The organism is Streptomyces sp. NPDC013455, from assembly GCF_040632975.1.
GTDB lineage: Bacteria > Actinomycetota > Actinomycetes > Streptomycetales > Streptomycetaceae > Streptomyces.
In genome coordinates this window covers 365,298-391,640 of record NZ_JBEYCX010000001.1, presented here as the reverse complement: position 1 = coordinate 391,640, position 26,343 = coordinate 365,298, and the positions used below count along the sequence as shown (strand labels likewise).

Genomic DNA, 26,343 nt, shown 5'->3' with positions numbered 1-26,343 from the left:
GCCGGGGGTCCGCGCGCGCACGTAGAGTCGGGCCATGACCTCTACCGACAGCGCACAGAAGGCTCCCGCCAAGGACCCCTGGGACCTGCCCGACGTCTCCGGGCACGTCGTCGGCGTGCTCGGCGGCACCGGCCCGCAGGGCAAGGGCCTCGCCTACCGGCTCGCCCGGGCCGGGCAGAAGGTGATCATCGGCTCCCGTGCCGCCGAGCGCGCCCGTGCCGCCGCCGGCGAACTCGGCCACGGCATCGAGGGCGCCGACAACGCCGAGGCCGCGCGCCGCAGCGACATCGTGATCGTCGCCGTACCGTGGGACGGCCACGGCGACACGCTGGCGTCGCTGCGCGAGGAACTGGCCGGGAAGCTCGTCGTGGACTGCGTCAACCCGCTCGGCTTCGACAAGAAGGGCGCCTACGCCCTCAAGCCGGAGGAGGGAAGCGCCGCCGAGCAGGCCGCCGCCCTGCTGCCGGACTCCCGGGTCACCGCCGCCTTCCACCACCTGTCGGCCGTCCTGCTCCAGGACCCGCGGACCGAGCGCATCGACACCGACGTGATGGTGCTGGGCGAGGCGCGCGCCGACGTGGAGATCGTGCAGGCGCTGGCCGGCCGCATCCCCGGCATGCGCGGCGTCTTCGCCGGCCGGCTGCGCAACGCCCACCAGGTGGAGTCGCTGGTGGCGAACCTGATCTCGGTCAACCGCCGGTACAAGGCGCACGCCGGGCTGCGGGTCACCGACGTGTGAGCCGTCCGCGGCGATGGGGGACACTGGTCGGCGTAGCAGTGTCCCCCGACAGGAGCCCGGTCCCATGCCCCGCATCGCCTACTACCCGCTCGTCGTCTGCCTCCTCGCCGTGGCCGCGGCGGTCGTCTCCTTCACCCGCGGCAGCTGGCTGGGGATCGTCTGGGTGCTGCTGGCGGGCCTGTCCTCCAACATGACCTGGTACTACGTCAAGCGCGGCCGGACCGGCGGGCAGGGCGGCTCCGTCACGAGCTGAGCGAGCAGATCTCCGGGGTCTCCTGCCAGAAGCGGTAGTCCGCCTCGCCGCAGTACCGGGAGAAGTCGTCGACGTCCAGTGCGCGCATGACCGCGTCGATCACGTCGAAGAACGCGTCGTTGACCGACGGCACCCACAGCAGCGCGAACACGAACAGCAGCCCGAACGGCGCGTACGGCTCCACCTGCCGCTTCACCCGGTACGACAGCCACGGCTCGATGACGCCGTAGCCGTCCAGACCCGGAACCGGCAGGAAGTTCAGGAGCGCCGCCGTCACCTGCAGCAGCGCCAGGAACGCCAGCGCGTACCGGAAGTCCGCGGGCACGCCGTCCAGGGCGTCCAGCCAGAAGGGCGCCGTGCACACCGCGGCGAACAGCACGTTCGTCAGCGGACCCGCCGCCGAGATCAGGCTGTGCCGCCAGCGGCCCCGGATCCGGCCGCGCTCGATGAACACCGCGCCACCGGGCAGACCGATCCCGCCCATGATCACGAACAGCACCGGGAGCACGATGCTCAGCAGGGCGTGCGTGTACTTCAGCGGGTTCAGCGTGAGATAGCCCTTCGCGCCCACCGTGATGTCCCCGCCGTGCAGGGCGGTGCGCGCGTGCGCGTACTCGTGCAGGCACAGGGAGACGATCCAGGCCGCGGTCACGAACAGGAACACCGCTATGCCCGGCTGCACGGCGAAGCCGGTCCAGGTGGCCCAGCCGGTCACCGCCGTCACGGCGAGGATCCCGACGAACACGGGACTGACCTGCCGGTCGCCGTGGCGGGTGGTGGCGGTCGTCATGGGCGGACTCCTGTACGGCCGGAAACGGTCAAGACTGCGACCGTACCGGCCGCCGACGCGTGGGGAAAACGCCTCGCGACGGCCGTCCGGTTCCTGGAAGGTGGGGGAATGGCTCGGACGAGGGTGTTCTACGAGGACTGGCAGCTCCAGTGCTGCGGCACGCCGTTCGCCGTCGGGGACGAGGTCGCCTGGCGGCTCGTCGCCGTCGACGGGCGGGAGCCGCCGGACGGGCACCACGGCGCCGCGGCCTGGGTGGAGAACCACGGCGGACCCGGCCGGGCGACCACCGGCCGGGTCCGCGCCATCGAGCTGGTCCACCAGGAGCACACCGTCCACCCGCGACCCGTCCCGCCCGTCCCCGACGACGTGGAGCCCGGCACGGTGGTCTTCCGCAAACCCCCGTACACGCTCGAGGCGGTGCCCGGCGCGGTCACCCTGGAGTCCGTCGACCGCTGCCCGAGGTGGTTCGAGGAGGAGGAGCCGGACCCTGGCGCCGGCCCCGGCCGGGTGCGCCGGACCCGCGGCGCCCTCGTCACCCTGGACATACCGGATGTCCCGAACGTCCCGGACGTTCCGGATGTTCCGCCGGCCGGGGCCGGTGAGCGGCCCTGACGGCGTTCGGACCGCGGGCCGCACCGGAGACAATGGACCCCGTGCGCTATCGGCTGCTCGGCACCACCCAGGCGATCCGCCCCGACGGCACGGCCGTCCCGGTCGGCGGGGCGCGGCTGCGTGCCCTGCTCAGCGTGCTCGCGCTCAGAGCCGGCCGGACCGTGCCGGCCGGCGTGCTCGTGGACGAGGTGTGGGGCGCCGACCCGCCCGCCGACGCCGCCGGCGCGCTCCAGGCACTCGTCGGCCGGCTGCGCCGCGCCCTCGGGGCCGACGCCGTCGCCTCCGCCGACGGCGGCTACCGGCTCACCGCCGCGCCCGAGGACGTGGACGTCACCCGCTTCGACCGGCTGACCGGCGACGGCCTCGCCGCCCTCGCCGACGGTGACCCGGACAAGGCCGCGGCCGTCCTCGACGACGCCCTCGCCCTGTGGCGCGGGGCCGCCCTCGCCGACCTGCCCGGCCACACCGCCGAGGCGGCCCGCTGGGAGAGCCGCCGCCTGGACGCCCTGCGCGCCCGGTACACCGCCGCCCTCGCCCTCGGCCGGGCCGAGGAGGCGCTGCCCGAGCTGACCGCCCTGTGCGACGGCCACCCGCTGGACGAACCGCTCCAGGTGCTGCGGCTGCGCGCCCTGCGCGACGCCGGCCGCCCGGCCCAGGCACTCGCCGCCTACGAGGACGTACGGCGGCTGCTCGCGGACCGGCTCGGCTCCGATCCCGGCCCCGAACTGCGCGCCCTGCACGCCGAGCTGCTGCACGAGGAACCCGTGGACGCGCGCCCCCCGGCCCACCCGGGCAACCTGCCCGCCCGGCTCACCTCCTTCGTCGGCCGGGAAGCCGACATCCGGGCCATCGGCGCCGACCTGGCGGCGGCCCGCCTGGTCACCCTGCTCGGGCCCGGCGGCGCCGGGAAGACCCGGCTGTCGCAGGAGGCCGCCGAGGCGGTACGGCACACCGTCCGGGACGGCGTGTGGCTCGCCGAGCTGGCCCCCGTGGACGAACCGGAGGCCGTGCCGCAGGCCGTCCTCACCGCCATCGGCGCCCGCGAGACCGTGCTGCACGGCGCCGGCGTGGAGACCATGCGCGCGGTCGCCGACCGGCACGGCGACCCCCTCGAACGGCTCGTGGAACACTGCGCCCGGCGCCGGATGCTGCTCGTCCTGGACAACTGCGAGCACGTCGTGGACGCCGCCGCCCGGCTCACCGAGCGCCTGCTGGCCCGCTGCCCCGGGCTGACCGTCCTCGCCACCAGCCGGGAGCCGCTGGGCGTGCCGGGGGAGCGGGTGCGGCCCGTGGAGCCGCTGCCCGAGCCGGTCGCGCTGCGGCTGCTCGCCGACCGGGGCGCGGCGGCCCGCCCCGGCTTCCGGGTGGACGACGACCGCGAGGCGTGCGCCGAGATCTGCCGCCGCCTGGACGGACTGCCCCTCGCGATCGAGCTGGCGGCGGCCCGGCTGCGCATGCTGACGCCCCGCCAGATAGCGGACCGGCTGGACGACCGCTTCCGGCTGCTCACCTCGGGCAGCCGCACGGTGCTGCCCCGCCAGCAGACCCTGCGCGCCGTCGTCGACTGGTCCTGGGACCTGCTGGACGCCGACGAGCGGGACGTCCTCGCCCGGCTGTCGGTCTTCGCCGGCGGCTGCGACCTGGCCGCCGCCGAGGCCGTGTGCGGTCCGGCCGCCCTGGAGGCCCTCGGCTCCCTGGTCGACAAGTCCCTGGTGGTGGCGGCCCCCGCCGCCGACGGCGGCATGCGCTACCGGCTGCTGGAGACCGTCGCCGAGTACGCCGCCGAACGGCTCGCCGAGAACGGACGCCGCGCCGGGGCCGAACGCGCCCACCTGACGTACTACCGCGAACTCGCCCGCACCACCGACCCGCTGCTGCGCGGCCCCGACCAGCGCGCCGCCATCGACCGCTTCCAGCTGGAGTACGAGAACCTGCGCACCGCGTTCCGGCACGCCATCGCCCTGCGCGACGAGCAGGAGGCGCTGTGCCTGGTGCTGTCCCTCCAGTGGTTCTGGCAGATGCGCAACCAGGAGGCCGAGGTCCGCACCTGGTCCCAGGAGGTCATGGCGCTCGGCCCCGACCCGTTCGCCGAGCCGGTCCGCCGGGCCCGCCCGGTGTGGCAGCGCACGACCGCCGCCCCGCCGCCGTACGAGGGCGAGGTGCTGCTGGAGGCGCGGCGCGGTGTCCACCTGGCCCACCTCGCGGTCATGGACACGGAGCTGGACGCCTGGCAGACCCCGCAGGCGCAGGCGAAGCTGCGCGCCGTGACGCGGGTGTACGAGCCCGGCCTGCCCCAGGTCTGCCGCGCCCCCGGCATGCTGTGGTTCTTCGCCGAGATGCTGACCGGCGGTGTCGACCGGCTGCGGCCCATCATCGAGGCCGCCGTGCAGACCTGCCGGGACACCCCCGGCTACGAGTGGGAACTGGCCGGCGCCCTGCAGATGCGCGCCAACCTGCTGTCCAACCGCACCGAGTGGGCCGGTGACGCCGCCCGTGACGCCGACGAGGCGCTGGAGATCTTCCGCGGGATCGGGGACGCCTGGGGGACCGCGGAGGCGCTGTCGGCGCGGGGCGAGGCCCATGAGCGCAAGGGCGCCTACCGGGAGGCCGCGGCCGACTACCGGGCCGCCATCGAGCACGCCGAACACCTCGGTGCCCGCGCCCAGGTCGCCGTGCTGCGTTCCCGGCTGGGCAGCGTCCTGATGGAGGCGGGCGACATCGAACGCGGCGAGCGGATGCTGCGGGAGGTCATCGCCGACCAGCAGGGCACGCACGGCGAGGCGATGCCCGCCGCCCGGCTCTTCCTGTCGTCCTGGCTCGGGCTGACCGGCCGTACCGCCGAGGCCCGTGAGCACCTCAGGCGGCTGCGCGAGGAGTTCAAGATCGCGCACTTCGTCGTCTTCGACGCCCTGCTCGCCTGCCAGGAGGCATGCCTCGACGCCCTGGACGAGCGGGGCGAGGAGGCGCTGGTCAGCACGCGCAAGGCGTTGGCGCTGGCCACCGACCCGCTGGCCCGGCTGGTCATCCCGCACCTGCACTCCGTCTGCCTGACCGTGGCCGCCATGGCCCTCACCGGCGTCGACGGCGGGCGCCGTGCCGGCGCCGCCGCCCGCTGCCTGGCCGCCGCAGAGGCCATGCTGCCGCCCGGACACGTGTCCTCCGGCATCGAGCGCCGGATGCTGGACCTGACCGAGGCCCGGATCCGCGAGCACCTCGACGGCCCGGCCTACGACGCCGCGTACGCCGCGGGCGGTGGCCTCTCCCTCGCGGAGGCCACCGCCCTGGTGTGAGCGTCCCGGAACGTCAGCTCTTGGTGCGGAACTTGTGGATCGCGACCGGCGCCATGACCGCCGTGAGCCCCACCGACCAGATGAGCGTCACCCACAGCGCGTGCGCCACCGGGCCGCCCTCCATCAGTCCGCGCGCGCAGTCGGCCAGCGCGGAGAGCGGGTTGTAGTCGGTGAACGCCTGCAGCCAGCCCGGCATCGACGCGGTCGGCGCGAAGATCGACGAGCCGAACTGGAGCGGCATCAGCACCAGGAAGCCCATCGCCTGCACCGACTGGGCGTTCTTCATCACCACGCCGAGGGTCAGGAACACCCACATCAGCGCCGAGCCGAACAGCGCGGACAGGCCGACGGAGGCCAGCAGGCCGAGCCAGCTGCCGACGTCGTAACCCACCAGCAGGGCGACCACCAGCAGCACCACGGTGGCGAACAGCATCCGCAGCAGCTCCACCGCGATCTTCGCGAAGAGGACGGAGCCGCGCCCGATGGGCAGCGAGCGGAAACGGTCCATGACCCCGGAGTTGAAGTCCTGGTTGAAGCCGGTGCCCACGCCCTGGGCCATGTTCATGCCCATCATGGCGAGGAGTCCGGGCACCACGTACTGGACGTACTGGTCCTGGCCGCCGCCCAGCGACTGCCCGATGGAGCCGCCGAAGACGTACACGAACAGCAGCGTGAAGACGACCGGGAACAGGACGGCGTCGAACATCGACTCCGGGTCCTGCCGGATCCACAGCAGGTTGCGCCGGACCAGCGCGCCGGTGTGCCGCAGGTGGGACCGCAGCGGGATGGGGGTGTCGGCCTTCGCGGCCGGGGACAGGGTGGCGGAACTCATACGGCGACCTCCTGGCGGTCGTCGGCGGGCACGGTGTCCTGCGGGGCACTGGCACGGTGGCCGGTGAGGGACAGGAACACCTCGTCCAGGCTGGGCAGTTCGGTGGTGATGGAGGAGATCGTGATGCCGCGCGCGGTGACCGCCCCGACCACCGCGGTCAGCTGCTCGTCGCTGAGGATCGGCACCAGCAGGGTGCCGGTCTCGGTGTCCACGGTGGTGGCCGCCAGGCCGGTGATGCCCAGCTCGTCCAGCATGGCGGCGAGCGGGCGCAGCTGGAGCGGGTCGACCGGCCGCACCCGCAGGGTGCGCCCGCCGACGCGGGCCTTCAGTTCCTCGATGCCGCCGGTGGCGATGACCTTGCCGCGGTCCACGACGGTCAGCTCGGAGGCGAGCTGTTCGGCCTCCTCCATGTACTGGGTGGTGAGCAGCACGGTGACGCCGTCGCCGACCATCGCCTTCACCTCGTCCCAGACCTCGTTGCGGGTGCGCGGGTCGAGTCCGGTGGTCGGCTCGTCCAGGTACAGCACGGCCGGCCGGCCGATCATCGAGGCGGCCAGGTCCAGCCGGCGCCGCATACCGCCGGAGTACGTGCTCGCCGGGCGCCGGGCGGCCTCCGTCAGCGAGAACCGCTCCAGCAGTTCGTCGGCGCGGGACCGGGCGTCCTTGCGGGGCAGGTCCAGCAGCCGGCCGATCAGGTAGAGGTTCTCCCAGCCCGGGAGCTTCTCGTCCACGGAGGCGTACTGTCCGGTCAGCCCTATCACCCGGCGCAGCTGACGCGGCTGCCGTACCACGTCGTAGCCGGCCACGGTGGCCCGGCCGGCGTCCGGGGTGATCAGGGTGGACAGGATGCGTACGAGAGTGGTCTTGCCGGCGCCGTTCGGCCCGAGCACACCCATCACGGTGCCCTCGCGCACGTCCAGGTCGACACCGTCCAGCGCCTTGGTCTCGCCGTAGTGCTTGACCAGTCCCCGTACCTGTACGGCGTGGCCCACGCCGGCGGGGTTGTCGTCGATGCGTGTCATGGCGAAGACGATGCCAGGGCGCACCGACAAACCACCGACAGACGGCCGACAGCCCGCCGACACCCTGCCCACCCGGCCCACCCGGCCCACCGGGCCCACCGGGCCCACCCTGCCCACCCGGCCCGCCGGCTCGCCCGGCCCGCTGGCCCGCCGACTCGCTCGGCCGGGACGGGAGCGGCCACGGCGCGGGGTCCGGGGCGTGTACGACGGCAGCCCCGTCGACGGGGGAAGATCGACGGGGCTGCCGGGGTGTTGCCGCTGTGGCCTAGTGGACGGAGTGCTCCTCCAGCGGGAACGTCCCGCCGACGACGTCCTCCGCGAACTCCTTGACCGCCGCGCCCATGACCGCGCGCAGGTCGGCGTACTTCTTGACGAACTTCGGCACCCGGCCGGTGGTGAGCCCGAGCATGTCCGTCCAGACGAGGACCTGCGCGTCCGTCTCCGGGCCCGCGCCGATGCCCACCGTCGGAATGTGCAGCACCCGCGTCACCTCGGCGGCCAGCTCCGCCGGCACCAGCTCCAGGACGACCGCGAACGCACCCGCGTCCTGCACGGCCTTCGCGTCCCGCAGCAGCTGCTGCGCCGCCTCCTCGCCGCGCCCCTGCACGCGGTAGCCCATCGCGTTGACGGACTGCGGGGTCAGGCCGATGTGGGCCATGACCGGGATGCCGGACTCCACCAGCAGCCGGATCTGCTCGTGCGAGCGCTCGCCGCCCTCCAGCTTGACCGCGCCGACCCCGGCGTCCTTCACCAGCCGGGTCGCCGAACGCAGCGCCTGGACCGGACCCTCCTGGTAGGAGCCGAAGGGGAGGTCGCCGACGACGAGGGCGCGCTGCGTGCCGCGTACGACGGCGGCCGACAGCATGGTCATCTCGTCGAGGGTGACGGGCACGGTCGTCTCGTACCCGAGGTGGCAGTTGCCCGCCGAGTCGCCGACCAGGATCACCGGGATCCCGGCCTCGTCGAAGACGGACGCGGTCATCGCGTCGTAGGCGGTGAGCATGGGCCACTTCTCGCCCCGCTCCTTGGCGAGGGCGATGTCGCGGACGGTGATGCGGCGGGTGCCCTTCCCCCCGTACAGCGTCTTGCTGCCGTCGGAAGGCTTGTTCTGGGCAGCCGAAAGCTGCGTCATGGCAACGGCTCCTTCATGTCATCTCGAGGCGCCCTGACGGCGTCCCCGGACCGTATCCATGGTGGCACCTCGTGCCAGTCAGGAACAGGGGGACCCCTGTGATCCTCGCCCGTGACCCCGACACCAGGGCCGCGCACGTAATTCCTTCGTAAAGAAAATAAGATACGAGACGGTTCCGTATCGAAATGATCGTAGGCTCGGACGCATGACAAGTCCCGTCCCTGCCTCCCGTATACCGGAAGCGGTGCACCGGCGCCGCTGGGCGATCCTCGGCGTCCTGATGCTGAGCCTGCTCATCGTGGTGCTCGACAACTCCATCCTGAACGTCGCCATCAAGACCATCTCGACCCCGGCGCCGACCGGCCTCGGCGCCACCCAGAGCGAGATCGAGTGGGCGATCAACGCCTACACCCTCGTCTTCGCGGGCCTGCTGTTCACCGCCGGACTCATCGGCGACCGGCTCGGCCGCAAGAAGGTGCTGCTCGGCGGCATCGCCGTGTTCGGCATCGGCTCCGCGCTCGCCGCCGAGTCCGGCTCGCCGGGCCAGCTGATCGCCTTCCGCGCGCTCATGGCCGTCGGCGCCGCCTTCGTCATGCCCGCCACCCTCGCCGTCCTCATGAACGTCTTCGAGCGCGAGGAGCAGCCCAAGGCCATCGGCATCTGGGCCGGCGGCGTCGGCCTCGCCATCGCCATCGGCCCGATCACCGGCGGCGCGCTCCTGGACCACTTCTGGTGGGGCTCGGTCTTCTTCGTCAACGTGCCCATCGTGATCATCGCGCTGATCCTGATGGCCTGGCTGGTGCCCGACTCGCGCGACCCCAGGCCCGGCCGCCTCGACCCGGTCGGCGTGGTCCTGTCCGTCGTCGGTCTGATCCTGCTCGTCTACGGCATCATCAAGGGCGGCGAGCTGGCCGACTTCACCGACGCCAAGGTGCTGGCGACCATCGTCGCCGGACTCGCCGTGCTGACCGCGTTCGTCCTCTTCGAGAAGCGCAGCGACCACCCGTCACTGGATGTGAGCTACTTCAAGAACAAGGTCTTCTCGGCCGCGATGAGCGCCATCGCGCTGGTCTTCTTCGCGCTGATGGGCGTCACGTTCTTCGGCATCTTCTACACCCAGAGCGTGCGCGGCTACTCGCCGCTGGAGTCCGGCGTGCTGATGCTGCCGCTCGCCGTCGCCCAGCTGGTCTTCGCGCCGCGCGCCCGGCTGATGGTCGACCGGTTCGGCAACAGGGCCACCACCACCGCCGGTCTGCTGGTGATCGCGGGCACCCTGGCCGCGTTCGCCGGCTTCGAGGCCGACACGCCCATCTGGCTGCTGGAGGTCGTCTTCTTCTTCATGGGCACCGGCATGGCGCACATCATGACGCCGACCTCGGTCGTCATCATGCAGGCCCTGCCGCGGGAGAAGGCCGGCTCCGCCTCCGCGCTCAGCAACACCTTCCGCCAGGTCGGCGGCGCCCTCGGCATCGCCGTCCTCGGCTCGGTGCTCGCCACCTCGTACCGCAACGGCATCGAGGACAAGCTCGGCCTGCTGCCGCCCGGCCTGCGCGACACGGCGGGCGACTCCATCGAGGCCACGCTCGGCATCGCCGAGAAGCTCGGCCCGCGGGGCGAGGCCCTGATCACTCCCGCCAACGACGCGTTCCTGCACGCCATGCACATCACCGCCCTGTGCGGCACGGGTGTCGCGCTGATCGGCGCGGTGGTCACCGCCCTGTTCCTGCCGGGCAAGCCCCCGGCCGGCCGGCAGGACGAACGGGAACCTGAACTGGTCGCCGCGGCGGACTGAGGTCCGCGGCGGGTCCACGGGGGAAGGAGGCGGCTGCGGGACAATTCCCGCAGCACAGTGAGAGGACGGATCGACGTGAGTCTTGCCGACAGCCGGCCACGCCCGGACGGCCCGGCGCGGGGCCGCCCGCGCAGCGAAGCCGTGGAGCGCGCCATCATCGAGGGCGTGATGAAGCTCCTGGAGGAGGGCGTGCCCCTCGCCGAGCTCTCCATCGAGCGGGTCGCGCGCACGGCCGGGGTCGGCAAGGCCACCATCTACCGCCGCTGGAGCGGCAAGGAGGAACTCTTCGTCGACGTCGTACGCGCCGCCGAGCCCCCCGACCCCGAACTGCCCGGCACCTCCCTGCGCGACGACCTCGTCGTGCTGCTGGAATCCCTGCGCCAGCGCGGTCTGTTCACCCGCTCGTCGGCCATCCTGCACAACGTGTACGCGCAGATGAAGAGCAGCCCGCGGATCTGGTCGGCGTACCACAACTGCGTGATAGGGCCCCGCCGCGAGCTCGTCCTGGACGTGCTGCGCCGCGGGCGGGACAACGGCGAGATCCGCGCGGACGTCGACCTGGAGCTGGCCAACGACATGTTCGTCGGCCCCATGGTCGTCCGCGCGGTCATGCGCCCGGACGCGGACCTGCCCGAGGACCTGGCGGTGCAGATCGTCGACATGGTCCTCGACGGCCTGCGCCCGGCCGGCTCGACAGCCTCGTAGCACTTGTGTGCGCGTTTCGTCACAGACCCCGCCCGAGCCGGGACGGCCGGAACTCCCGTGCCCGGCCCGCTCGTCCTCGTCTTCCGTACGGCCGTCATGGGACGGCGGGAACGGAGCCGATCATCCCCTAGGGTCGGAAGCGTACGGGGGGACGAACGGTGTGCACGGCAGGCAGTGAGGCAGACGGTATGGCGCAGCAGGCGTACATGACGGAGACGGCGGGCGGCGGTTCGGAGCCCGAGCGACCGGGATCCCGGCTTCGACGTCTCGCGCACCGCCTGCTCGCCGGCTGGCGGAACGATCCTCGCGTCTGGCGCCGCGGCACGGTGCTCGCCGTGCTGGCGCTGCTCCTCGCCCTGGTGATGCTGGTGCACTCCCGCATCCCGAACCGGGTGGGCAACCTGGGCAGTCTCACCGAGACCTTCCTGCCCTGGCTGGGCGTGGCCATCCCGGTCCTGCTGGTGCTCGGTCTGGTCCGCAGGTCGGCGACCGCGCTCATCGCCGTACTGCTGCCGGCGATCGTGTGGCTCAACCTCTTCGGCGGACTGCTCACCCACAAGTCGGGCGGCGGCGGCGACTTCATGGTGGCCACCCACAACGTCAACGCCGACAACCCCGACCCGGCCGCGACCGCGCAGGACGTGGCGTCCTCGGGCGCCGACGTGCTGGCCCTGGAGGAGCTCCCGGCCTCCGCCGTGCCCGTCTACGAGCAGGCGCTCGCGCCGACGTACAAGTACCACGCGGTGGTCGGCACGGTCGGCCTGTGGAGCAGGTACCCGATGACCGGCGTCGAGGCCGTCGACATCAAGCTCGGCTGGAAGCGGGCGATGCGCGCCACGGTCGCCGCGCCCGAGGGCCCGGTCGCGGTCTACGTCGCCCATCTGCCCTCGGTCCGGGTGAAGATGAAGGCCGGGTTCACCGCCCGGCAGCGGGACAAGAGCGCCGACGCGCTCGGCGAGGCCATCGCCGACGAGCCCCTGCGGCGGGTCGTCCTGCTCGGCGACCTCAACGGCACGATGAACGACCGCTCGCTCAACGCCGTCACCTCGCAGCTGCGCTCCACGCAGGGCGCGGCCGGCAGCGGCTTCGGGTTCAGCTGGCCGGCGTCGTTCCCGATGGCGCGCATCGACCAGATCATGGTCAAGGGCGTCGAGCCGGAGAGCTCCTGGACGCTGCCGCGCACCAACAGCGACCACCTGCCGGTGGCGGCTCGTGTGAAGCTCGACACGTCGTCGTAACCTGCTGGAATACCGCGCCCGGGAGACTTTGTTCCGTAGCTGAACTTATCTGTACGGACCTCCGCTCCCCCTGAAAGGCACAGGCTCTTCATGCCCCTGGCCCTGCTCGCCCTGGCCGTCGGCGCTTTCGGTATCGGCACCACCGAGTTCGTGATGATGGGGCTGCTCCCCGACGTCGCGGACGACCTGCACATCTCCGTCCCCGGCGCCGGGCACCTGGTCTCGGCGTACGCGCTGGGCGTCGTCATCGGCGCCCCGCTGCTGGCCGCCGTGACCGCGCGCATGTCCCGCCGCACGGTCCTCATCGCGCTGATGGCCCTGTTCGTCGTCGGCAACGCGCTCTCCGCGTTCGCGCCCGGCAACGGCTCCCTGCTGGCCGCCCGCTTCCTCAGCGGCCTGCCGCACGGCGCCTTCTTCGGGGTGGGCGCGGTCGTCGCCACGGCGATGGTCCCGCCGGAGCGCAAGGCCCGCTCGGTGTCCCTGATGTTCCTGGGCCTGACCGTCGCCAACATCGCCGGCGTGCCGGCCGCCACCCTGATGGGCCAGCACCTCGGCTGGCGGGCGACCTTCCTCGCGGTGAGCGTGATCGGCCTGGCGGCCATCGCCTCCCTGGCCCTGCTCGTCCCCCACGACCGCGATCACGCGGCGGCCCCGGCGGGCCTGCGCGGCGAGCTGGCGGCCCTGAGGTCCCTGCCGGTCTGGCTGGCCCTCGGCACCACGGTGGCCGGCTTCGGCGCCCTCTTCGCCGCCTACAGCTACGTCACCCCCATGCTGACGGACGCGGCCGGTTTCGCCGAGACGAACGTCACCCTGCTCCTGGCCCTCTTCGGCGTCGGCGCCACGGCCGGCAACCTGCTGGGCGGCCGCCTCGCGGACCACTCGCTGCGCGCCACCCTGTTCGGCGGCCTGGCGTCGCTGGTCGCGGTGCTCGCACTGTTCCCGCTGCTGATGCGCGCCGAGTGGAGCGCGGCCCTCGCGGTCGCGCTGCTGGGCACGGCGGCGTTCGTCACCGGTTCCCCGCTCCAGCTGATGGTGATGGAGAAGGCCGCCGCGGCCCCCTCCCTGGCCTCCTCGGCCAACCAGGCGGCCTTCAACCTGGCCAACGCCGGCGGTGCCTGGATCGGCGGCCTGGCCCTCGCGGCGGGCTTCGGCACGACCTCCCCGGCCCTCGCCGGTGCGGCCCTGGCGGTCCTCGGCCTGGGCGTGGCGAGTGTGGCGTACGCGGTGGACCGGCGCCGGGAGACTCCGTCGGCGGGCCGGGTGATCGCCGCGCACGTACCCGAACAGCCGGGCGCCCTGCGCCCCTGACGGCGACCGGGGGCACCGGCCCGCCGCGCACCGGCGTGCGGGGACCGGCCCGGCCGGGTCCGCCACCCACCGGCGTGCGGGTGCCGGCCCCGGCCGGGCCGGACCGGCGGGCTACGCGAGGCGCCGGACCAGCGCTCCGACGAGGTCGGTGCGGGCGACGCGCAGGGCGACGTCCCCGCTCCCGGCGGGAGCCGGCTCGGCGTGCCAGGGCAGTCCGCGTCGGCGCCATTGCGCAGGAGGCAGGGTCTCCGGGAGCTGCGGCAGGGGCCATCGCCAGGGCCCGAGCCGGAGGTGACCGCTCCACAGTCCGGCGGCGAGGACGGTGACGGGGATCCGTACGACGAAATGCCCCTCCCGGCCTGGCACCGGACGGACAGGGCAGTCGCAGGTGTCACCCTGGCTGCCGACGAGGACGGCCTTCAGTTCGCCTTCGGGGTACTCGGCCAGCGTGCAGCGTCCGGTGAGCTCCAGCTCGGTGGGCGCGTCGACGGCCCACCGGACCCCCGGGTCCATGCCGACGTGAGGCGCCACCGCGTGCTTGACCTCACCGAGGTCCAGGGTGAAGTTGCCGTGCGGCCTGGTGGCATAGAGGGTGACGGCACGCAGGCCCTCACCGGTGGCGACGACGCGGGTACTCGCCTCCCCGGAGACGCCGTCGGCCCGCTTGCTGCCGATCCGCACCTCCTTCGACAGCCCCTGGGCACCGACGGCGAGGGAGATGTCCCACAGGCCGTCGCCGAGGGGCTCGCCGCCGGCGGCGGTGGCGACGTCGACGGCCGCCTCGAACCCCGCGAGGTCGTAGGTGAACGTCCCTTCGTCCTCCTCGGCCCCGAGTCCGGGCGTCGCGGTGTGCGTGACCGGCAGCACGTACTCGACGCCGCTGTCGCGCTCGCGCAGCACGAGCCGCGTGCCGACGTCGCGGGTCTCGACCCGGTGGAGGTGGGCGTGACCGGCGAGGCGGAGTGTGGTGCCCCGCACCTCGGCCCGGGTGAGGTGGTGGCGGACACCGAGCTGGGCGGTGACGTCGTAGCAGGAGTCGGGGATGGCGCGGCCCGGATCGCGGAGGTAGGGGTAGCGGGCGAGTGCGCGGCCCCCGTCGACGAGAACGGGCGTCGCCGTCTTCGTCCGGGCGATCCGCCGCTCGAACTCCACGAGCTCCAGCAGCTCGTCGAGCATCCGGTGGCGCACGAGGTGCAGGCGCAGCCGGGCCATCGCCGACAGCCGGTCGTCCATCCCCTCGTGCCACAACGGCTCGACGGCCTCGGCGAGCCGGTCGAGCGTCTTCTCCTGGATGGCGCGCGGCTCGAAGGCGAGCTGGTCGGCGAGGATCTCCTTGACCTCCACCGTCAGGTGGCGGTGGGCGAGGTGATCGCGGCCGGGGCCGGGCGGCACGTGCTCCAGTATCTGGTCCACCACGCGCGGCAGGAACCGCAGGCGGTGTTCCGAGCCCGTCAGCCGGCGGGTGATGTTGCCCTCGTCCTCGCGCAGCACCCAGTACAGGCAGTCGTGGTCGGCGACCACGGAGACGCCGGAGGCGTGCAGGTAGGCCGCGCCGACGAAGAGCTGGTCCTCCCCGATGGCCAGATCCGTGGGGAACCGCAGGCCGTGGCGCTCCAGCAGCTCCCGCCTGAAGAGCTTCATCGGGTTGAGCGTCCAGTACACGCGGGACGAGAAGACGTCGGTGCGCGGCTGGTTGCGCCGGAACATGGAGGCCGGCGCCACGCGTCCGCCGACGCCGACCGTCTTGCCGAGCACGACGTCCGTTCCGTTGTCCTCGGCCATCCGCACCATGCGCTCCAGCGCTTCCGGACCGAGGTGGTCGTCGGCGTCCAGGAAGAAGACGAATGTCCCGGTGGCGTGCCGCAGTCCGAGGTTGCGCGGAGCGGACGGCCCGCCGGAGTTCTCCTGGTGGTACACCCGCAGCAGATCCGGGTAGCGGCGCTCCAGACGGTCCAGTTCGGCCGCCGTGCCGTCCGTCGACCCGTCGTTCACCACGATGACCTCGAGCCGGTCACGGCCGATGGTCTGCCCGGCGACCGATTCGACGCACCGCGTCAGATAGGGCATCGCGTCGTAGGCGGCGACGATCACCGAGACTGCGGGGTCAGGCATGCTCATGTGCTCCAACGTCCGTGCGTTCACCTCGTCATGACTCATCTCCACTGAGTACGCGTACTCATCACAGATCTTTCAGGCCACGGTGAGACTTGCCGCACCACAGGACACGAAAGGCCGGGCGACCATGCCGCAGCACCGCCGCACCCCACTCCTTCTCCTCGCCCTCGCCGGCGGTATCGCGGCATCCCTGCTGACCGGCTGCGCCGAGTGGCGGGAGCGGGTCTGCCAGGCCGGTCAGGACCCGGTGCTCGCCGTGAACGACTCCGGCGGCGACTGCGTGCCCGAGGGGGAGGAACCGGCTCCCGGCTGGGCCCGCCACCCCCGGGGCAAGGTGCCCGTGTACCTGGACGACGAGTGGGACCGGTACTGGTCCGACAAGACCCTCGACGCCAAGGGCCGGATCGTGCCGCAGCCGCGGCCGCGGTGACGCCGCCCGGCAAGCCGAAGGGGTGTGGGGCCCGGACGGCCGCACACCCCCTGCCGCTCGGTACGGCGGCTCAGTGCCGCCGGAACGACCTCACGTACCCGTTCGCCGGCGAACCGACGCCCGTCACGTCGTCGTAGCCCTTCACCGCGGCCAGCGAGCTGTCCCGGCCCAGGCTGCGGACGGAGGTCAGCAGGCCGTCCGCCGCGTCGAAGCCGTTGGCGAAGTCGACCCGCGCGACCGCCAGACCGGAGCCCGTCGGGTCGTCCGTGACGTCGTGGAAGACGCCCTTCTTCCCGTACTTGGCGTAGATCGACGGGTTGGCGAAGCCGATGGCCCTGCCGCCGCGGGCCTCCTGCGCCAGGGCCTGGACCGCCGCGATCACCGGGGCGGCCAGCGAGGTGCCGCCGATGCGGTACTCGCCGTACCGTTCGGAGCCGTCGGGGAAGGTCTGCGTCTGGCCCACCAGGAAGCCGGTGTTCGGGTCGGCGATCGCCGCGATGTCCGGCACGACGCGGTTGCCGGCGGCGTTGTTGGCCGTGGCCAGCGCCTTCGGCACGACGCCCTGCTGGTAGTACGGCTGCGGCACCGTCCGGCTGGTGCCGCCGCCCGCGCCCGAGGTGAACGTGCCGGGGAAGCCCTCCCAGCTCTCGCCGTCGGCCGACAGCGAGGCCTTCCGGGTGCCCCAGCCGGTCTCCCACAGATACTTCCCACCCTTGCCGACGGCCAGCGAGGTGCCGCCGACCGCCGTCACCCACGCCGAGTCGGCCGGGGTGTCGACCTGCTTCACGCCGGTGTTGGCGACCTGGTCGCCGTCGTCGCCTGAGGAGAAGTAGAAGCCGATGCCCTGCACCGCGCCCAGCTGGAAGACCTGGTCGTAGGCGGCGGCGAGGTCCGGCGTCTGGTTGGCCTCGACGTCGCCCCAGGAGTTGGAGACGATGTCGGCCAGGTGGTTGTCGACGATCTTGCCGAGCGCGTCCAGCAGGTCGTCGTCGTAGCAGGACGAGGCGCCCACGTAGGTGACGTCGGCGGCCGGGGCCACCGCGTGCACGGCCTCGACGTCCAGGGTCTCCTCGCCGTACCAGCCGGCCGCGCCGCACTCCTCGGTCCTGGTGTAGTTCTTCGGCAGCACCTGGTGCAGCCGGCCGGTCTTCCAGGCCGCGTCACCGTTCTTCAGCGCGTACGTGCCCGCGTCGTAGGCGATCGTCGGAGAGGCGTAGGCGTCGGTGATGGCGATGCGGACGCCGCGGCCGGTGTACGTGCCCGCGCCGTACGCGGCGCGCAGCTGCCTGCCGGTGTACCCCTTGACCGCGTACGGGATCTTCGAGCCGTACGCGTCCGGCAGCGTGGTCGCGGTGTTCGAGCCGTAGTACGAGGAGAACGGCCCGGAGTTCCTGAACACCGCGTCGGGCGGCGGCAGCCGGTCCGCGTGACTCGCCTTGTGCGGGGCGTTGTCCAGGCCGGTGACGGTGAGGACGGCGCCGTTCAGGGCGGCCGGGACGGAGGCCGGCCGCGCCGGGGCGCGGTAGGTCTTCGCGCCCTTGGCGAAGTCGTGCAGCCGGGTGCCGAACGCCTTCTCGGCGGCGGGCACGGCACCGGAGACGGCGACGTAGCGCGGGGTGACCGCGGTGACGGTCAGACCGGCCGACTTCAGCCAGGACGTGACCGCGGCGACCTGGGCCTTCGTGGCCCCGAAGCGGGCCTGCGCCTTCTTCGCGCTCAGGTAGGCGCCGTACAGCGGCGAACCGGGGTCGGAGACCGCCTCGGCGTAGGCGGCGAGGCCGGCCGCGTCCTTGCCGGCCAGGTAGACCCGGGCCTCGACCCGGGCGCTGTCCGGGGTCGCGCCCCTGTCCGCCGTGGCCGTGGCCCACAGCGGCCTGGTGCCCTTCAGTACGTCACGGGCCGGGCTGTCCGCGGCGTGTGCCGTGGGTACGCCCAGCACCAGCGCCCCGGCGATCATCGGCAGTGTCGCTGCCATGCTTACGCCGGCGCGCAGGCGCACGGTGGCGCGGTCGGATCTCATAGAACCCCCTGCGATGCGGTTCGCATGCACGTAGTGGTGGTCGGTACGCCGTGGACGCGCACGCCGGCCCGCGGCGGCGTCGGCCGGCGCGTGGATCACACGATGGGGGCCACTCTCTCGGTGAACCGTTCATGTCAGGGGAACGCAGGGGTCAAGAGACGCTCAAGTAACCGCCGTCCGGGGCGAATCGGCGGTGCCGCAGCACGGCGGTGGCCGCCGCACTGCGGTGTCACCGCGGCCGGTGCCGCGGCGGGTGGTCGCGGCGGGTGGTGCAGCGGCGGCCGGGCGCGGCGGGCGGTGCCGCGGACGGTGTGTCACGAACGGGGCCCGGCGCCCCGTTCCCGGAGCATCCCGGTCATCAGCTCGATCTCCGACCGCTGCGCCTCGACCATCCCCCGCGCCAGCCGCTTCTCCACGCCGACGGCGCACCTGGCGACGCACCCCTCGGCCATGTGGACGCCACCCTTGTGGTGGTCCGTCATCAGCTGGAGGTAGAAGACCTCGGCGCGCTCGCCGCTCAGCGACCCGAGCTTCTTCAGCTCCGTGTTCGTCGCCATGCCCGGCATCAGCGCGCCGTCCTCGCCGGAGGCCATGCGGCCCATGCCCATCCAGGTCATCGGCGGCTCGGCCGACACCTTCGGCAGCCCCCACAGGTCCAGCCAGCCCAGCAGCATGCCGCGCTGGTTGGCCTGCGTCTGCGCGATGTCGTACGCGAGCCGCCGCACCTCCTCGTTCTTCGTGCGGTCCCGCACGATGTACGACATCTCGACGGCCTGCTGGTGGTGGACGGCCATGTCCCGCGCGAACCCGGCGTCGGCCGACTCCGCGCCCGGCGTTCGCGTCCGCGGCCCGCCGGTGTCCTCGGCGACCGCGTACGTGATCGCGCCCGCCGCGACCAGCGCCGCCGCCGCGGCCCCCGCGGCCCAGCCGATGTGCCGCCGCCTCACTTCATGACCCCGCCGGTGCACGAGGCGCCCGGCTCGGGCGTCTGCTTGCCCTGCACGTAGGCGGCGAAGAACTTGTCCACCTCCGGGTCCTTCGCGCTCTTCACCGCCACCTGGTGGCCCCACGCCGACAGGATCAGCGGGGCCTGCTGGTTGTCGTAGGGGCTCATCAGCGAGTACGGCGTCTTCTTCACCTTCGCCGCGAGCGCGTCCACGTCGGCCTTGGGCGCCTTGCCGGTGTACGTCACCCAGACCGCGCCGTGCTCCAGCGAGTGCACCGCGTTCTCGTCCGGCACCGCCTCGGTGTAGACGTCGCCGTTGCAGTTCAGCCAGACCGGGTTGTGGTTGCCGCCGACCGGCGGGTGCATGGGGTAGGACACCTTGGTCGTCACGTGCGTCCGGGCCAGCTTCCCCGACCAGGTCTTCACGCCGTCCTTTCCGGTGGTGAAGTGCCCGGAGTTCCCGGAGCTCTTGGCGTCGCCGCTCGGCGACGACAGGTCCTTGCCGGAGTCGCGCTGCGTGTTCACCAGGACCACACCGCCCACCACGAGACCGGTGACGACCACGGCACTCGCGGCGATGACGAGGACCCGGTTACGGTGCTCCCGGGCACGCTCCGCGCGCCGCATCTCCTCTATGCGCGCCTTGCGCGCCGCGGTGCTGCTGTTCTTGCCGGAACCCATGAGACGTGTCCTTCTGGAAGGGAAAGAGCATGGACGGTGGGGCCCGCTGATCGTAATGCGGCGGAGGTGCTCTTCCGTAGGGCGGGCACGGAACCGGTTAATTTGAAGCGACCATGCGTATTACCTACGCTCGCGGTATGCGGCTGCTGCGCTCCACCGACCTGGCCCTGCGCGTCCTGATGCGACTCGCCGTCGTCGCCGACGCCACGCCCACCACCCGCCAGGTCGCCGCCGACATGGGCGTGCCCTACACGCACGCCGCGAAGGTCGTCGCCGAACTCCAGCACCTGGGCCTGGTCCACGCCCGGCGCGGCCGGGGCGGGGGGCTGGCGCTGACGGAGCGGGGCCGTACGGCGTCCGTGGGCGCGGTGGTGCGCACCTTCGAGGGCGACGGCGACGTGGTGGACTGCGAGGGGACGCAGGGCACGCCGGCCTGCCCGCTGCGCTCGGGCTGCCGCCTGCGGGGCTCCCTGCGCCGGGCCCAGGAGGCGTTCTACGCCGCGCTGGACCCGGTCACGATCGCCGACATCGTGGCGGAGCCGACGGGGCCGCTGCTGCTGGGCATCTCCCGGGGGCCCGGGCCGGCCTGAGCGCACGGCGGGGTGCCGCGGCCGGCCGTCCGGCGTCCGCCGCGCCGCCGTGGCTGGTCGCGCGGCTCCCCGCACCCCTTACGGGGCGCTGCCGCTCAGCCCTGTGCCAGCCACAGGTCCGGGCCGAAGACCTCGTAGTGGATGTCGGCCGGGGCCACGCCCTTGCCGATCAGCTGGGTGCGCACCGCGCGCATGAACGGCAGCGGGCCGCACAGGTAGGCGCGCGTGCCGGGCCGTACGGCGATGTCCGTGAGGTCGACCAGGCCGGTCCTGGTCCCGGGCTCGGCGTCCCGCTCGTAGAAGAAGTGCACGGAGGCGTCCGGCAGCTTGCCGGCGCAGGCCGTCTGGTCGGCGCGCAGGGCGTGGTCGGCGGGGGAGCGGTCGCCGTGCACGACGGTGACCGGGGCGCGGTGGCCGCCGGCCGCGAGGTCGGCCAGCATCGCGGCCATCGGGGTCACGCCGATGCCCGCCGAGGCGAGCAGCAGGGGCCGGTCCGGCTCGCCGGCCAGGACCAGGTCGCCGTACGGCTCGGACAGCTCCAGGAGGTCACCGGCCCGTACGCGCGCGTGGAGGTGGTTCGAGACCTCGCCGTCGGGCGTGGCCCCGCCGTGCACCCGCTTGACGCTGATCTGGCGCACCGCCTCGCCGGGGGCCCCGGACAGGCTGTACTGCCGGATCTGCCGGGCGCCGTCGGGCAGGGTGACCCGGACGGAGACGTACTGTCCGGCGCGGAAGCCGGCCACCGGGGCGCCGTCGGCCGGCCGCAGCCGGAAGGTGACGACGTCCGGGGTCTCCTCGACGCGCTCCTCGACCCGGAAGGCGCGGTAACCCGGCCCGCCGCTCTCCTCGTACAGCCGCTTCTCGATCGCGACGAGCGCGTTCGCCATCAGCCAGTACACCTCGTCCCAGGCGGCGGCCACCTCGGGCGTGACGGCCTCGCCGAGGACCTCGGCGATGGCGGCGAAGAGGTGCTCGTGGACGACCCGGTACTGCTCGGGGGCCACGCCCAGGGAGGCGTGCTTGTGCGCGATGCGGGCGAGCATCGCGTCGGGCCGCTGGTCCGGGTGGTCCAGCAGGTGCGTGGCGAAGGCGGCGATCGAGCCGGCGAGGGCCTGCCGCTGGGTGCCTGCGGCCTGGTTGCCGCGGTTGAAGAGGTCGCGCAGCAGGTCGGGGTGGGCGGCGAAGAGGCGCGAGTAGAAGCGCTCGGTGATCTCGCCGATGGCCGCTGCGACGGCGGGCAGGGTGGCACGGACGGTGGCTGCGGACTGCTCGGTCAGCATCGGGACTCCTCGGAGAACTCGGCTGACCGGCACGCTATGAAAACTTGCATCTGAAATGCAAATTAAAGGGGCGTGGTGTCGCTCACCGCCGTCCGGCGCCGCTCACCGGGCGGAGAAGCGGAGGAAGAAGAGGGGTCATGACGGATGAGGCGCCGAGCAGGCAAGATGGGGCGAGAGCGCAGTACACCTGCGGTACGAGAGGCGTTCAGCACGGGGTCGCTCGGGCGATCCGGCTCCGCAACGCGCGTGAAATGGTGTTGTGGTGGGATGCTCAGGTGCCCGACCGCCTCCCGTGGTTCGGGAGACAGGCGGCCTGACCAGCAAGGATGGGGAAGCGGAAGATGGACAAGCAGCAGGAGTTCGTGCTCCGGACGTTGGAGGAGCGCGACATCCGGTTCGTACGCCTGTGGTTCACGGACGTGCTGGGCTTCCTCAAGTCCGTCGCCGTGGCCCCCGCCGAGCTGGAGCAGGCCTTCGACGAGGGCATCGGTTTCGACGGCTCCGCGATCGAGGGCTTCGCCCGGGTCTACGAGTCCGACATGATCGCCAAGCCGGACCCCTCCACCTTCCAGGTCCTGCCGTGGCGCGCGGAGACCCCCGGCACGGCCCGCATGTTCTGCGACATCCTCATGCCGGACGGCTCCCCGTCCTTCGCCGACCCGCGCTACGTCCTCAAGCGCGCCCTCGCCCGCACCTCCGACCTGGGTTTCACCTTCTACACCCACCCGGAGATCGAGTTCTTCCTGCTGAAGGACCGCCCGCTGGACGGCTCCCGCCCCACCCCGGCCGACAACTCGGGCTACTTCGACCACACCCCCACCAACGTCGGCATGGACTTCCGCCGCCAGGCGATCACCATGCTGGAATCGATGGGCATCTCGGTGGAGTTCTCCCACCACGAGGGCGCTCCGGGCCAGCAGGAGATCGACCTGCGCTACGCCGACGCGCTGTCCACGGCCGACAACATCATGACCTTCCGCCTGGTCATGAAGCAGGTGGCCCTGGAGCAGGGCGTCCAGGCGACCTTCATGCCGAAGCCCTTCTCCGAGCACCCCGGCAGCGGCATGCACACCCACCTGTCCCTCTTCGAGGGCGACCGCAACGCCTTCTACGAGTCCGGCGCCGAGTACCAGCTGTCGAAGGTCGGGCGCTCCTTCATCGCGGGCCTGCTGCGGCACGCGGCGGAGATCTCCGCCGTCACCAACCAGTGGGTGAACTCCTACAAGCGCATCTGGGGCGGCTCGGAGCGCACGGCCGGCGCCGGCGGCGAGGCCCCCTCGTACATCTGCTGGGGCCACAACAACCGCAGCGCCCTGGTCCGCGTCCCGATGTACAAGCCCGGCAAGACCGGCTCGGCCCGGGTGGAGGTCCGCTCCCTGGACTCGGGCGCCAACCCGTACCTGGCGTACGCGGTGCTGCTGGCCGCCGGCCTCAAGGGCATCGAGGAGGGCTACGAGCTCCCGCCGGGCGCCGAGGACGACGTCTGGGCCCTGTCCAACGCCGAGCGGCGGGCCATGGGCATCGAGCCCCTCCCGCAGAACCTCGGCGAGGCCCTGACCCTCATGGAGAGCAGCGACCTGGTCGCCGAGACCCTCGGCGAGCACGTCTTCGACTTCTTCCTGCGCAACAAGAAGTCGGAGTGGGAGGAGTACCGCTCGGAGGTCACCGCGTTCGAGCTGCGGAAGAACCTGCCGGTGCTGTAAGGGCAGGTCAGGGTGGGTCTCCGGCCGAACGATCCGCTAGGGCCGACGGTCACGGACCATCGGCCCGGCTGCGTCTCACTCTCCCTGGGCCGTCCCTGGGCCGTCATGCCGCGAGTCTCTCTATCGAGAGCCGTAACGGTCACTCTGCCGCATGCGCAGCGGGAGGCCTAAGGCCAGATGGTCGTCTTCACGGGAGCGACCAGCCGGACCACCCGTGACCGGATGCCGCGCGGCGAAGCAGAGCACTACCGGGAGCGGGCCCTGGAACTCGGGGTGCCGGCGGACGCCATCCTTGTCGAACCGAAAGCCCGGAACACCGGAGAGAACATTGAGTTCTCGCGAGCGCTGCTTGCAGACCAGGGCATTGCAGTGTCGTCTGTCCTGCTCGTCTGCAAGCCATATGAGGAGCGTCGAGTGTACGCAACGGCGCGGAAGCTATGGCCCGATGTGGAGTGGGTTTGTGCTTCCGCGCCAATGAGCTTCGCGGAGTACATCGCCTCAATTGGTGACGAGTACTTGGTCATTGACATGTTGGTCGGAGCGCAGCAGCGACTCATGATCTACCCGGATGAAGGATTTATGATCCGTCAGGACATCCCGGTGGGAGTTGAGACGGCATATCGCCGTCTTGTCGCGGACGGCTTCACGAGCCGCCTCGTTCCAACCGCTGCTCACTAGCCTTCTGGCGTCGCGCGATCGCGATCGCGGCGCTGCTTCAACTGCCCGAGTGCCATGATCCGACGATTCTCAATCGTGTCCGCATAATGGTGCATGCGCGGCAGTGGGATGTCCTCGCTCATCAAAGCTTCTAGTTCGGCATAGAAGTAATTCAGACCGATGACTTCATCGAGTACGTCGAAATGCAGTTCCGACAGCGACTCAGCCCTTCCACTGACCACAACTCCGACACACCTTGCGGCGAAATCCAAAGCGCTCCATCTGCCGTCGAGTAGCGCTTGTCGCAGTCGTGGGTCAGCGACATCCTTTCCTGCTGTGATGCGCCAGTGATAAACATGCCGAAAGTCGTGTGATGATACTTCCGTAAGAGGGCGTCGCGTAAGCGCGTCAACGCGCTCTTCCAGGATTCTCGCGATGCAGGAAATTAGATCAGGCTGGAGGGGAGTCTCAGTATTTTTCAAAGTGGACAAGGCGCTAGAAAGCATGATAGCTCCGAAAGCCCGGCCATTGACTGCGTTGACAGTCTCCGCAACTTTATCTGGCTCTACTTCCGTGATGGCGAGACTTGCTAGCTGCTCGACATGAAGAAGTGCGCTGCCATCCACCGAGAAGAGTTCGTGGTCGGCTACGGCATACGCATCAGCGAGTACAGGCAGGAGGGCGGTGGAGGCGCTGGGTTTTCCGGCGAGAAGTTGTTGCATCTTGCGGCATGTTCGCTGCGTATCGTTCAATAGCGCCTCGCGGATGATGTTGAGTGACGTTGCCTCACTGGCTTCCTCCAGCTGGTTGATGTATCGCTGCAGAGAAACGTCGGAGATGTCGTCATCGGGAACCCCGAAGTTGAAATAACGGTCGAAGTAGTCTCGGTTGCCAATGCCTTGACTTTCCGTTAGGCGTTGTCGGGCGGTCAATGACCCCCCATCCGGGTGAAGTCGTGGAAACAGGGAGAGAAGTACTTTGTAAATGCCAGGGATGTTAGTGCGGGCGACATGCGCGTCTGCTAGCATTTCGTGCCAACGTTTCTCTTTATCTGAAACGCTCTCCTTTGTTCGCGAGAAGTGCAACTCAATGGCCTCGCCCAGTAGTTCATCTCGCCAAGCGCCAGTCAGGTTCTTGTAAGCGCCTGGCTCAAACGTGCGAATAAATGTTACTAGAGCAAAGTCGATAAAGTTGACCTCATCGTTGAGTGAATCGTAAAATGCGTCAACCTGTGCAAAGTATCGATTGATCGCGCGAGGAGTCGTTAGATAGTGGCGAAGGCAGTTCCTGTATAGGCTGCCAAAGGTTTCACTGTCTGTCTTGCTGAGTTCAATGCTGTAAGTGGCTAGAAGCTCATTGATTGCGGAGTCGACTAGATTAGCTTTTTGGCGTGGCCGCAGATCAGGTACATCGAAACGTACCTGAATAATTTTCTCCATGTAATCGCGGGCCCGCGCTCTGTTGCCGGATGCGATACTGGTTTGCTGAATGAGATCGAGTAGTGTCTTCTCGTCGTAAGAGAGCAGATAGTAGATGTTGGGGAGGCGGCCGACCAGCCTTACGAGCTTGAAGACCATAAGCAGTTCTTCTGGTGTCAGCCTGTCGAGATCGTCCATCACGAAGAGAATAGGCTTTTCTAGCTCCTCCAAAGCCTCCTCAGCCTTTTTCTTCAGGGCGTTAGCGCTTACGTCCCCGGCGATTTTCTCTCCGAGTGATTCGAGTGCCGAACTAGCGTCGACGCCCGCAAGTCCGTTAACTTTTCCCATGGGGGAAATGGCGGTAAAAAAATTGCCTACGCGCTCTCTCTTTCTGCTCCACCTTTGCTCTCTAGGTAGGGCCTCTCTTAGTGCGACGAAGAATCCAAGCTGCAGGGCGTCGACATCGCTGTAGAGCCACGGATTGAGGTCTACAACGGTCCAGGGTGAAGAGTTATGCTGCTCAAGTCCATCGACAATCATCTGTAGAGTAGTGGATTTCCCTGCGCCCCAAGGAGCAATTAGCCCGGATACACTGCTCTTGCTCTGTTTCCGAATTTCCCCGAGTGTGTTGATCGTCCGGGCGGCAAAATTTTCCCGCTCAAGACGGTCGTTGTCCGGGTCCGGGTCATCGCGGAAGTAACTGCGTTGGCTCATGGTCGGAGCGTAGCTAGTAGCAGTGGTACGTCTGCCGAACTTCACGAAAGTGGCCAAGTGCCAGCTCTTACAGGGC

At 70.9% G+C, this 26,343-nt stretch carries 22 protein-coding genes; 12 read left to right on the top strand and 10 right to left on the bottom strand.

What is annotated here, in order from left to right:
- Positions 1–34 precede the first annotated feature (34 nt).
- Both npdG and ABZ576_RS01675 read left to right on the top strand, forming a co-directional pair.
- The gene (npdG, locus tag ABZ576_RS01680) at positions 35–739 is read left to right on the top strand and encodes an NADPH-dependent F420 reductase (RefSeq protein ID WP_360734597.1); all 705 of its coding nucleotides are present in this window, start codon (positions 35–37) and stop codon (positions 737–739) included.
- Between the two features lie 13 nt (positions 740–752).
- Positions 753–992, top strand: a complete 240-nt coding sequence (locus ABZ576_RS01675; RefSeq protein WP_360734595.1) for a hypothetical protein — start codon at positions 753–755, stop codon at positions 990–992.
- On the opposite strand, the gene ABZ576_RS01670 is transcribed toward ABZ576_RS01675, so the two are convergent.
- Positions 982–1,782, bottom strand: a complete 801-nt coding sequence (locus tag ABZ576_RS01670) for a site-2 protease family protein (RefSeq protein WP_360734592.1) — start codon at positions 1,780–1,782, stop codon at positions 982–984. The genes ABZ576_RS01675 and ABZ576_RS01670 overlap by 11 nt on opposite strands.
- A gap of 108 nt (positions 1,783–1,890) precedes the next feature.
- Here ABZ576_RS01670 and ABZ576_RS01665 point away from each other — a divergent pair, with 108 nt between their 5' ends.
- Together ABZ576_RS01665 and ABZ576_RS01660 are read left to right on the top strand one after the other, a co-directional pair.
- Positions 1,891–2,394, top strand: a complete 504-nt coding sequence (locus tag ABZ576_RS01665; protein ID WP_360734589.1) for a DUF6578 domain-containing protein — start codon at positions 1,891–1,893, stop codon at positions 2,392–2,394.
- 32 nt (positions 2,395–2,426) lie between these two features.
- Positions 2,427–5,684: a BTAD domain-containing putative transcriptional regulator gene (locus tag ABZ576_RS01660; protein WP_360734586.1), complete on the top strand. Its 3,258-nt coding sequence runs from the start codon at positions 2,427–2,429 to the stop codon at positions 5,682–5,684.
- A 13-nt stretch (positions 5,685–5,697) separates the two neighbouring features.
- Here ABZ576_RS01660 and ABZ576_RS01655 read toward each other — a convergent pair whose 3' ends face one another.
- From ABZ576_RS01655 to panB, 3 genes are all read right to left on the bottom strand, one after another.
- Positions 5,698–6,516: an ABC transporter permease gene (locus ABZ576_RS01655; RefSeq protein ID WP_360734583.1), complete on the bottom strand. Its 819-nt coding sequence runs from the start codon at positions 6,514–6,516 to the stop codon at positions 5,698–5,700.
- Positions 6,513–7,538: an ATP-binding cassette domain-containing protein gene (locus tag ABZ576_RS01650; RefSeq protein WP_360734580.1), complete on the bottom strand. Its 1,026-nt coding sequence runs from the start codon at positions 7,536–7,538 to the stop codon at positions 6,513–6,515. The genes ABZ576_RS01655 and ABZ576_RS01650 overlap by 4 nt, the downstream gene beginning before the upstream one ends.
- A gap of 265 nt (positions 7,539–7,803) precedes the next feature.
- Positions 7,804–8,670, bottom strand: a complete 867-nt coding sequence (panB, locus tag ABZ576_RS01645) for a 3-methyl-2-oxobutanoate hydroxymethyltransferase (protein WP_360734577.1) — start codon at positions 8,668–8,670, stop codon at positions 7,804–7,806.
- 205 nt (positions 8,671–8,875) lie between these two features.
- Here panB and ABZ576_RS01640 point away from each other — a divergent pair, with 205 nt between their 5' ends.
- The 4 genes from ABZ576_RS01640 (at position 8,876) to ABZ576_RS01625 (ending at position 13,713) form a co-directional block, all read left to right on the top strand.
- The gene (locus tag ABZ576_RS01640) at positions 8,876–10,462 is read left to right on the top strand and encodes an MFS transporter (RefSeq protein WP_360734574.1); all 1,587 of its coding nucleotides are present in this window, start codon (positions 8,876–8,878) and stop codon (positions 10,460–10,462) included.
- 75 nt (positions 10,463–10,537) lie between these two features.
- On the top strand, positions 10,538–11,167 hold the full coding sequence (locus tag ABZ576_RS01635) for a TetR/AcrR family transcriptional regulator (RefSeq protein ID WP_360734571.1): 630 nt from the start codon (positions 10,538–10,540) through the stop codon (positions 11,165–11,167).
- A gap of 188 nt (positions 11,168–11,355) precedes the next feature.
- On the top strand, positions 11,356–12,405 hold the full coding sequence (locus tag ABZ576_RS01630) for an endonuclease/exonuclease/phosphatase family protein (RefSeq protein WP_360734568.1): 1,050 nt from the start codon (positions 11,356–11,358) through the stop codon (positions 12,403–12,405).
- A gap of 90 nt (positions 12,406–12,495) precedes the next feature.
- Positions 12,496–13,713, top strand: coding sequence for an MFS transporter (locus ABZ576_RS01625; protein ID WP_360734565.1), 1,218 nt, complete (start codon positions 12,496–12,498; stop codon positions 13,711–13,713).
- A 111-nt stretch (positions 13,714–13,824) separates the two neighbouring features.
- Here the strand turns inward: ABZ576_RS01625 and ABZ576_RS01620 are convergent, their stop codons facing one another.
- Complete coding sequence (locus tag ABZ576_RS01620) at positions 13,825–15,825, bottom strand: glycosyltransferase family 2 protein (protein ID WP_360734560.1); 2,001 nt, start codon at positions 15,823–15,825, stop codon at positions 13,825–13,827.
- Positions 15,826–15,955: 130 nt separating this feature from the next.
- On the opposite strand from ABZ576_RS01620, the gene ABZ576_RS01615 reads away from it, so the two are divergent.
- Positions 15,956–16,258 carry a hypothetical protein gene (locus tag ABZ576_RS01615; protein ID WP_360734557.1) on the top strand — a complete coding sequence of 101 codons (303 nt, stop codon included), beginning with the start codon at positions 15,956–15,958 and terminating at the stop codon, positions 16,256–16,258.
- A 70-nt stretch (positions 16,259–16,328) separates the two neighbouring features.
- On the opposite strand, the gene ABZ576_RS01610 is transcribed toward ABZ576_RS01615, so the two are convergent.
- From ABZ576_RS01610 to ABZ576_RS01600, 3 genes are all read right to left on the bottom strand, one after another.
- A complete protein-coding gene (locus ABZ576_RS01610) occupies positions 16,329–18,278 on the bottom strand; it encodes a S53 family peptidase (protein ID WP_360734554.1) in 1,950 nt (649 codons plus the stop codon).
- A 314-nt stretch (positions 18,279–18,592) separates the two neighbouring features.
- Complete coding sequence (locus ABZ576_RS01605; protein ID WP_360734550.1) at positions 18,593–19,225, bottom strand: DUF305 domain-containing protein; 633 nt, start codon at positions 19,223–19,225, stop codon at positions 18,593–18,595.
- Positions 19,222–19,905 carry a DUF3105 domain-containing protein gene (locus ABZ576_RS01600; protein ID WP_360734547.1) on the bottom strand — a complete coding sequence of 228 codons (684 nt, stop codon included), beginning with the start codon at positions 19,903–19,905 and terminating at the stop codon, positions 19,222–19,224. Before ABZ576_RS01600 ends, ABZ576_RS01605 begins: the two co-directional genes overlap by 4 nt.
- A gap of 137 nt (positions 19,906–20,042) precedes the next feature.
- On the opposite strand from ABZ576_RS01600, the gene ABZ576_RS01595 reads away from it, so the two are divergent.
- Entirely contained in the window at positions 20,043–20,495 is a 453-nt protein-coding gene (locus ABZ576_RS01595) for an Rrf2 family transcriptional regulator (protein ID WP_360734544.1), read from the top strand.
- 95 nt (positions 20,496–20,590) lie between these two features.
- Here ABZ576_RS01595 and ABZ576_RS01590 read toward each other — a convergent pair whose 3' ends face one another.
- The gene (locus tag ABZ576_RS01590) at positions 20,591–21,775 is read right to left on the bottom strand and encodes a globin domain-containing protein (protein WP_360734541.1); all 1,185 of its coding nucleotides are present in this window, start codon (positions 21,773–21,775) and stop codon (positions 20,591–20,593) included.
- Positions 21,776–22,116: 341 nt separating this feature from the next.
- Here ABZ576_RS01590 and glnA point away from each other — a divergent pair, with 341 nt between their 5' ends.
- Complete coding sequence (glnA, locus tag ABZ576_RS01585; protein ID WP_055703789.1) at positions 22,117–23,478, top strand: type I glutamate--ammonia ligase; 1,362 nt, start codon at positions 22,117–22,119, stop codon at positions 23,476–23,478.
- A 177-nt stretch (positions 23,479–23,655) separates the two neighbouring features.
- Entirely contained in the window at positions 23,656–24,156 is a 501-nt protein-coding gene (locus ABZ576_RS01580; RefSeq protein ID WP_360734538.1) for a YdcF family protein, read from the top strand.
- Here ABZ576_RS01580 and ABZ576_RS01575 read toward each other — a convergent pair.
- Positions 24,153–26,267: a P-loop NTPase fold protein gene (locus ABZ576_RS01575; RefSeq protein ID WP_360734535.1), complete on the bottom strand. Its 2,115-nt coding sequence runs from the start codon at positions 26,265–26,267 to the stop codon at positions 24,153–24,155. The genes ABZ576_RS01580 and ABZ576_RS01575 overlap by 4 nt on opposite strands.
- Between the last annotated feature and the right edge of the window lie 76 nt (positions 26,268–26,343).

Bases quoted from the DNA above. Each gene is read 5' to 3' on its own strand.
- npdG (WP_360734597.1), top strand. From the start codon at position 35: ATGACCTCTACCGACAGCGCACAGAAGGCTCCCGCCAAGGACCCCTGG.
- ABZ576_RS01675 (WP_360734595.1), top strand. From the start codon at position 753: ATGGGGGACACTGGTCGGCGTAGCAGTGTCCCCCGACAGGAGCCCGGT.
- ABZ576_RS01670 (WP_360734592.1), bottom strand. From the start codon at position 1,782: ATGACGACCGCCACCACCCGCCACGGCGACCGGCAGGTCAGTCCCGTG.
- ABZ576_RS01665 (WP_360734589.1), top strand. From the start codon at position 1,891: ATGGCTCGGACGAGGGTGTTCTACGAGGACTGGCAGCTCCAGTGCTGC.
- ABZ576_RS01660 (WP_360734586.1), top strand. From the start codon at position 2,427: ATGGACCCCGTGCGCTATCGGCTGCTCGGCACCACCCAGGCGATCCGC.
- ABZ576_RS01655 (WP_360734583.1), bottom strand. From the start codon at position 6,516: ATGAGTTCCGCCACCCTGTCCCCGGCCGCGAAGGCCGACACCCCCATC.
- ABZ576_RS01650 (WP_360734580.1), bottom strand. From the start codon at position 7,538: ATGACACGCATCGACGACAACCCCGCCGGCGTGGGCCACGCCGTACAG.
- panB (WP_360734577.1), bottom strand. From the start codon at position 8,670: ATGACGCAGCTTTCGGCTGCCCAGAACAAGCCTTCCGACGGCAGCAAG.
- ABZ576_RS01640 (WP_360734574.1), top strand. From the start codon at position 8,876: ATGACAAGTCCCGTCCCTGCCTCCCGTATACCGGAAGCGGTGCACCGG.
- ABZ576_RS01630 (WP_360734568.1), top strand. From the start codon at position 11,356: ATGGCGCAGCAGGCGTACATGACGGAGACGGCGGGCGGCGGTTCGGAG.
- ABZ576_RS01625 (WP_360734565.1), top strand. From the start codon at position 12,496: ATGCCCCTGGCCCTGCTCGCCCTGGCCGTCGGCGCTTTCGGTATCGGC.
- ABZ576_RS01620 (WP_360734560.1), bottom strand. From the start codon at position 15,825: ATGCCTGACCCCGCAGTCTCGGTGATCGTCGCCGCCTACGACGCGATG.
- ABZ576_RS01615 (WP_360734557.1), top strand. From the start codon at position 15,956: ATGCCGCAGCACCGCCGCACCCCACTCCTTCTCCTCGCCCTCGCCGGC.
- ABZ576_RS01610 (WP_360734554.1), bottom strand. From the start codon at position 18,278: ATGAGATCCGACCGCGCCACCGTGCGCCTGCGCGCCGGCGTAAGCATG.
- ABZ576_RS01600 (WP_360734547.1), bottom strand. From the start codon at position 19,905: ATGGGTTCCGGCAAGAACAGCAGCACCGCGGCGCGCAAGGCGCGCATA.
- ABZ576_RS01595 (WP_360734544.1), top strand. From the start codon at position 20,043: ATGCGGCTGCTGCGCTCCACCGACCTGGCCCTGCGCGTCCTGATGCGA.
- ABZ576_RS01590 (WP_360734541.1), bottom strand. From the start codon at position 21,775: ATGCTGACCGAGCAGTCCGCAGCCACCGTCCGTGCCACCCTGCCCGCC.
- glnA (WP_055703789.1), top strand. From the start codon at position 22,117: ATGGACAAGCAGCAGGAGTTCGTGCTCCGGACGTTGGAGGAGCGCGAC.
- ABZ576_RS01580 (WP_360734538.1), top strand. From the start codon at position 23,656: ATGGTCGTCTTCACGGGAGCGACCAGCCGGACCACCCGTGACCGGATG.
- ABZ576_RS01575 (WP_360734535.1), bottom strand. From the start codon at position 26,267: ATGAGCCAACGCAGTTACTTCCGCGATGACCCGGACCCGGACAACGAC.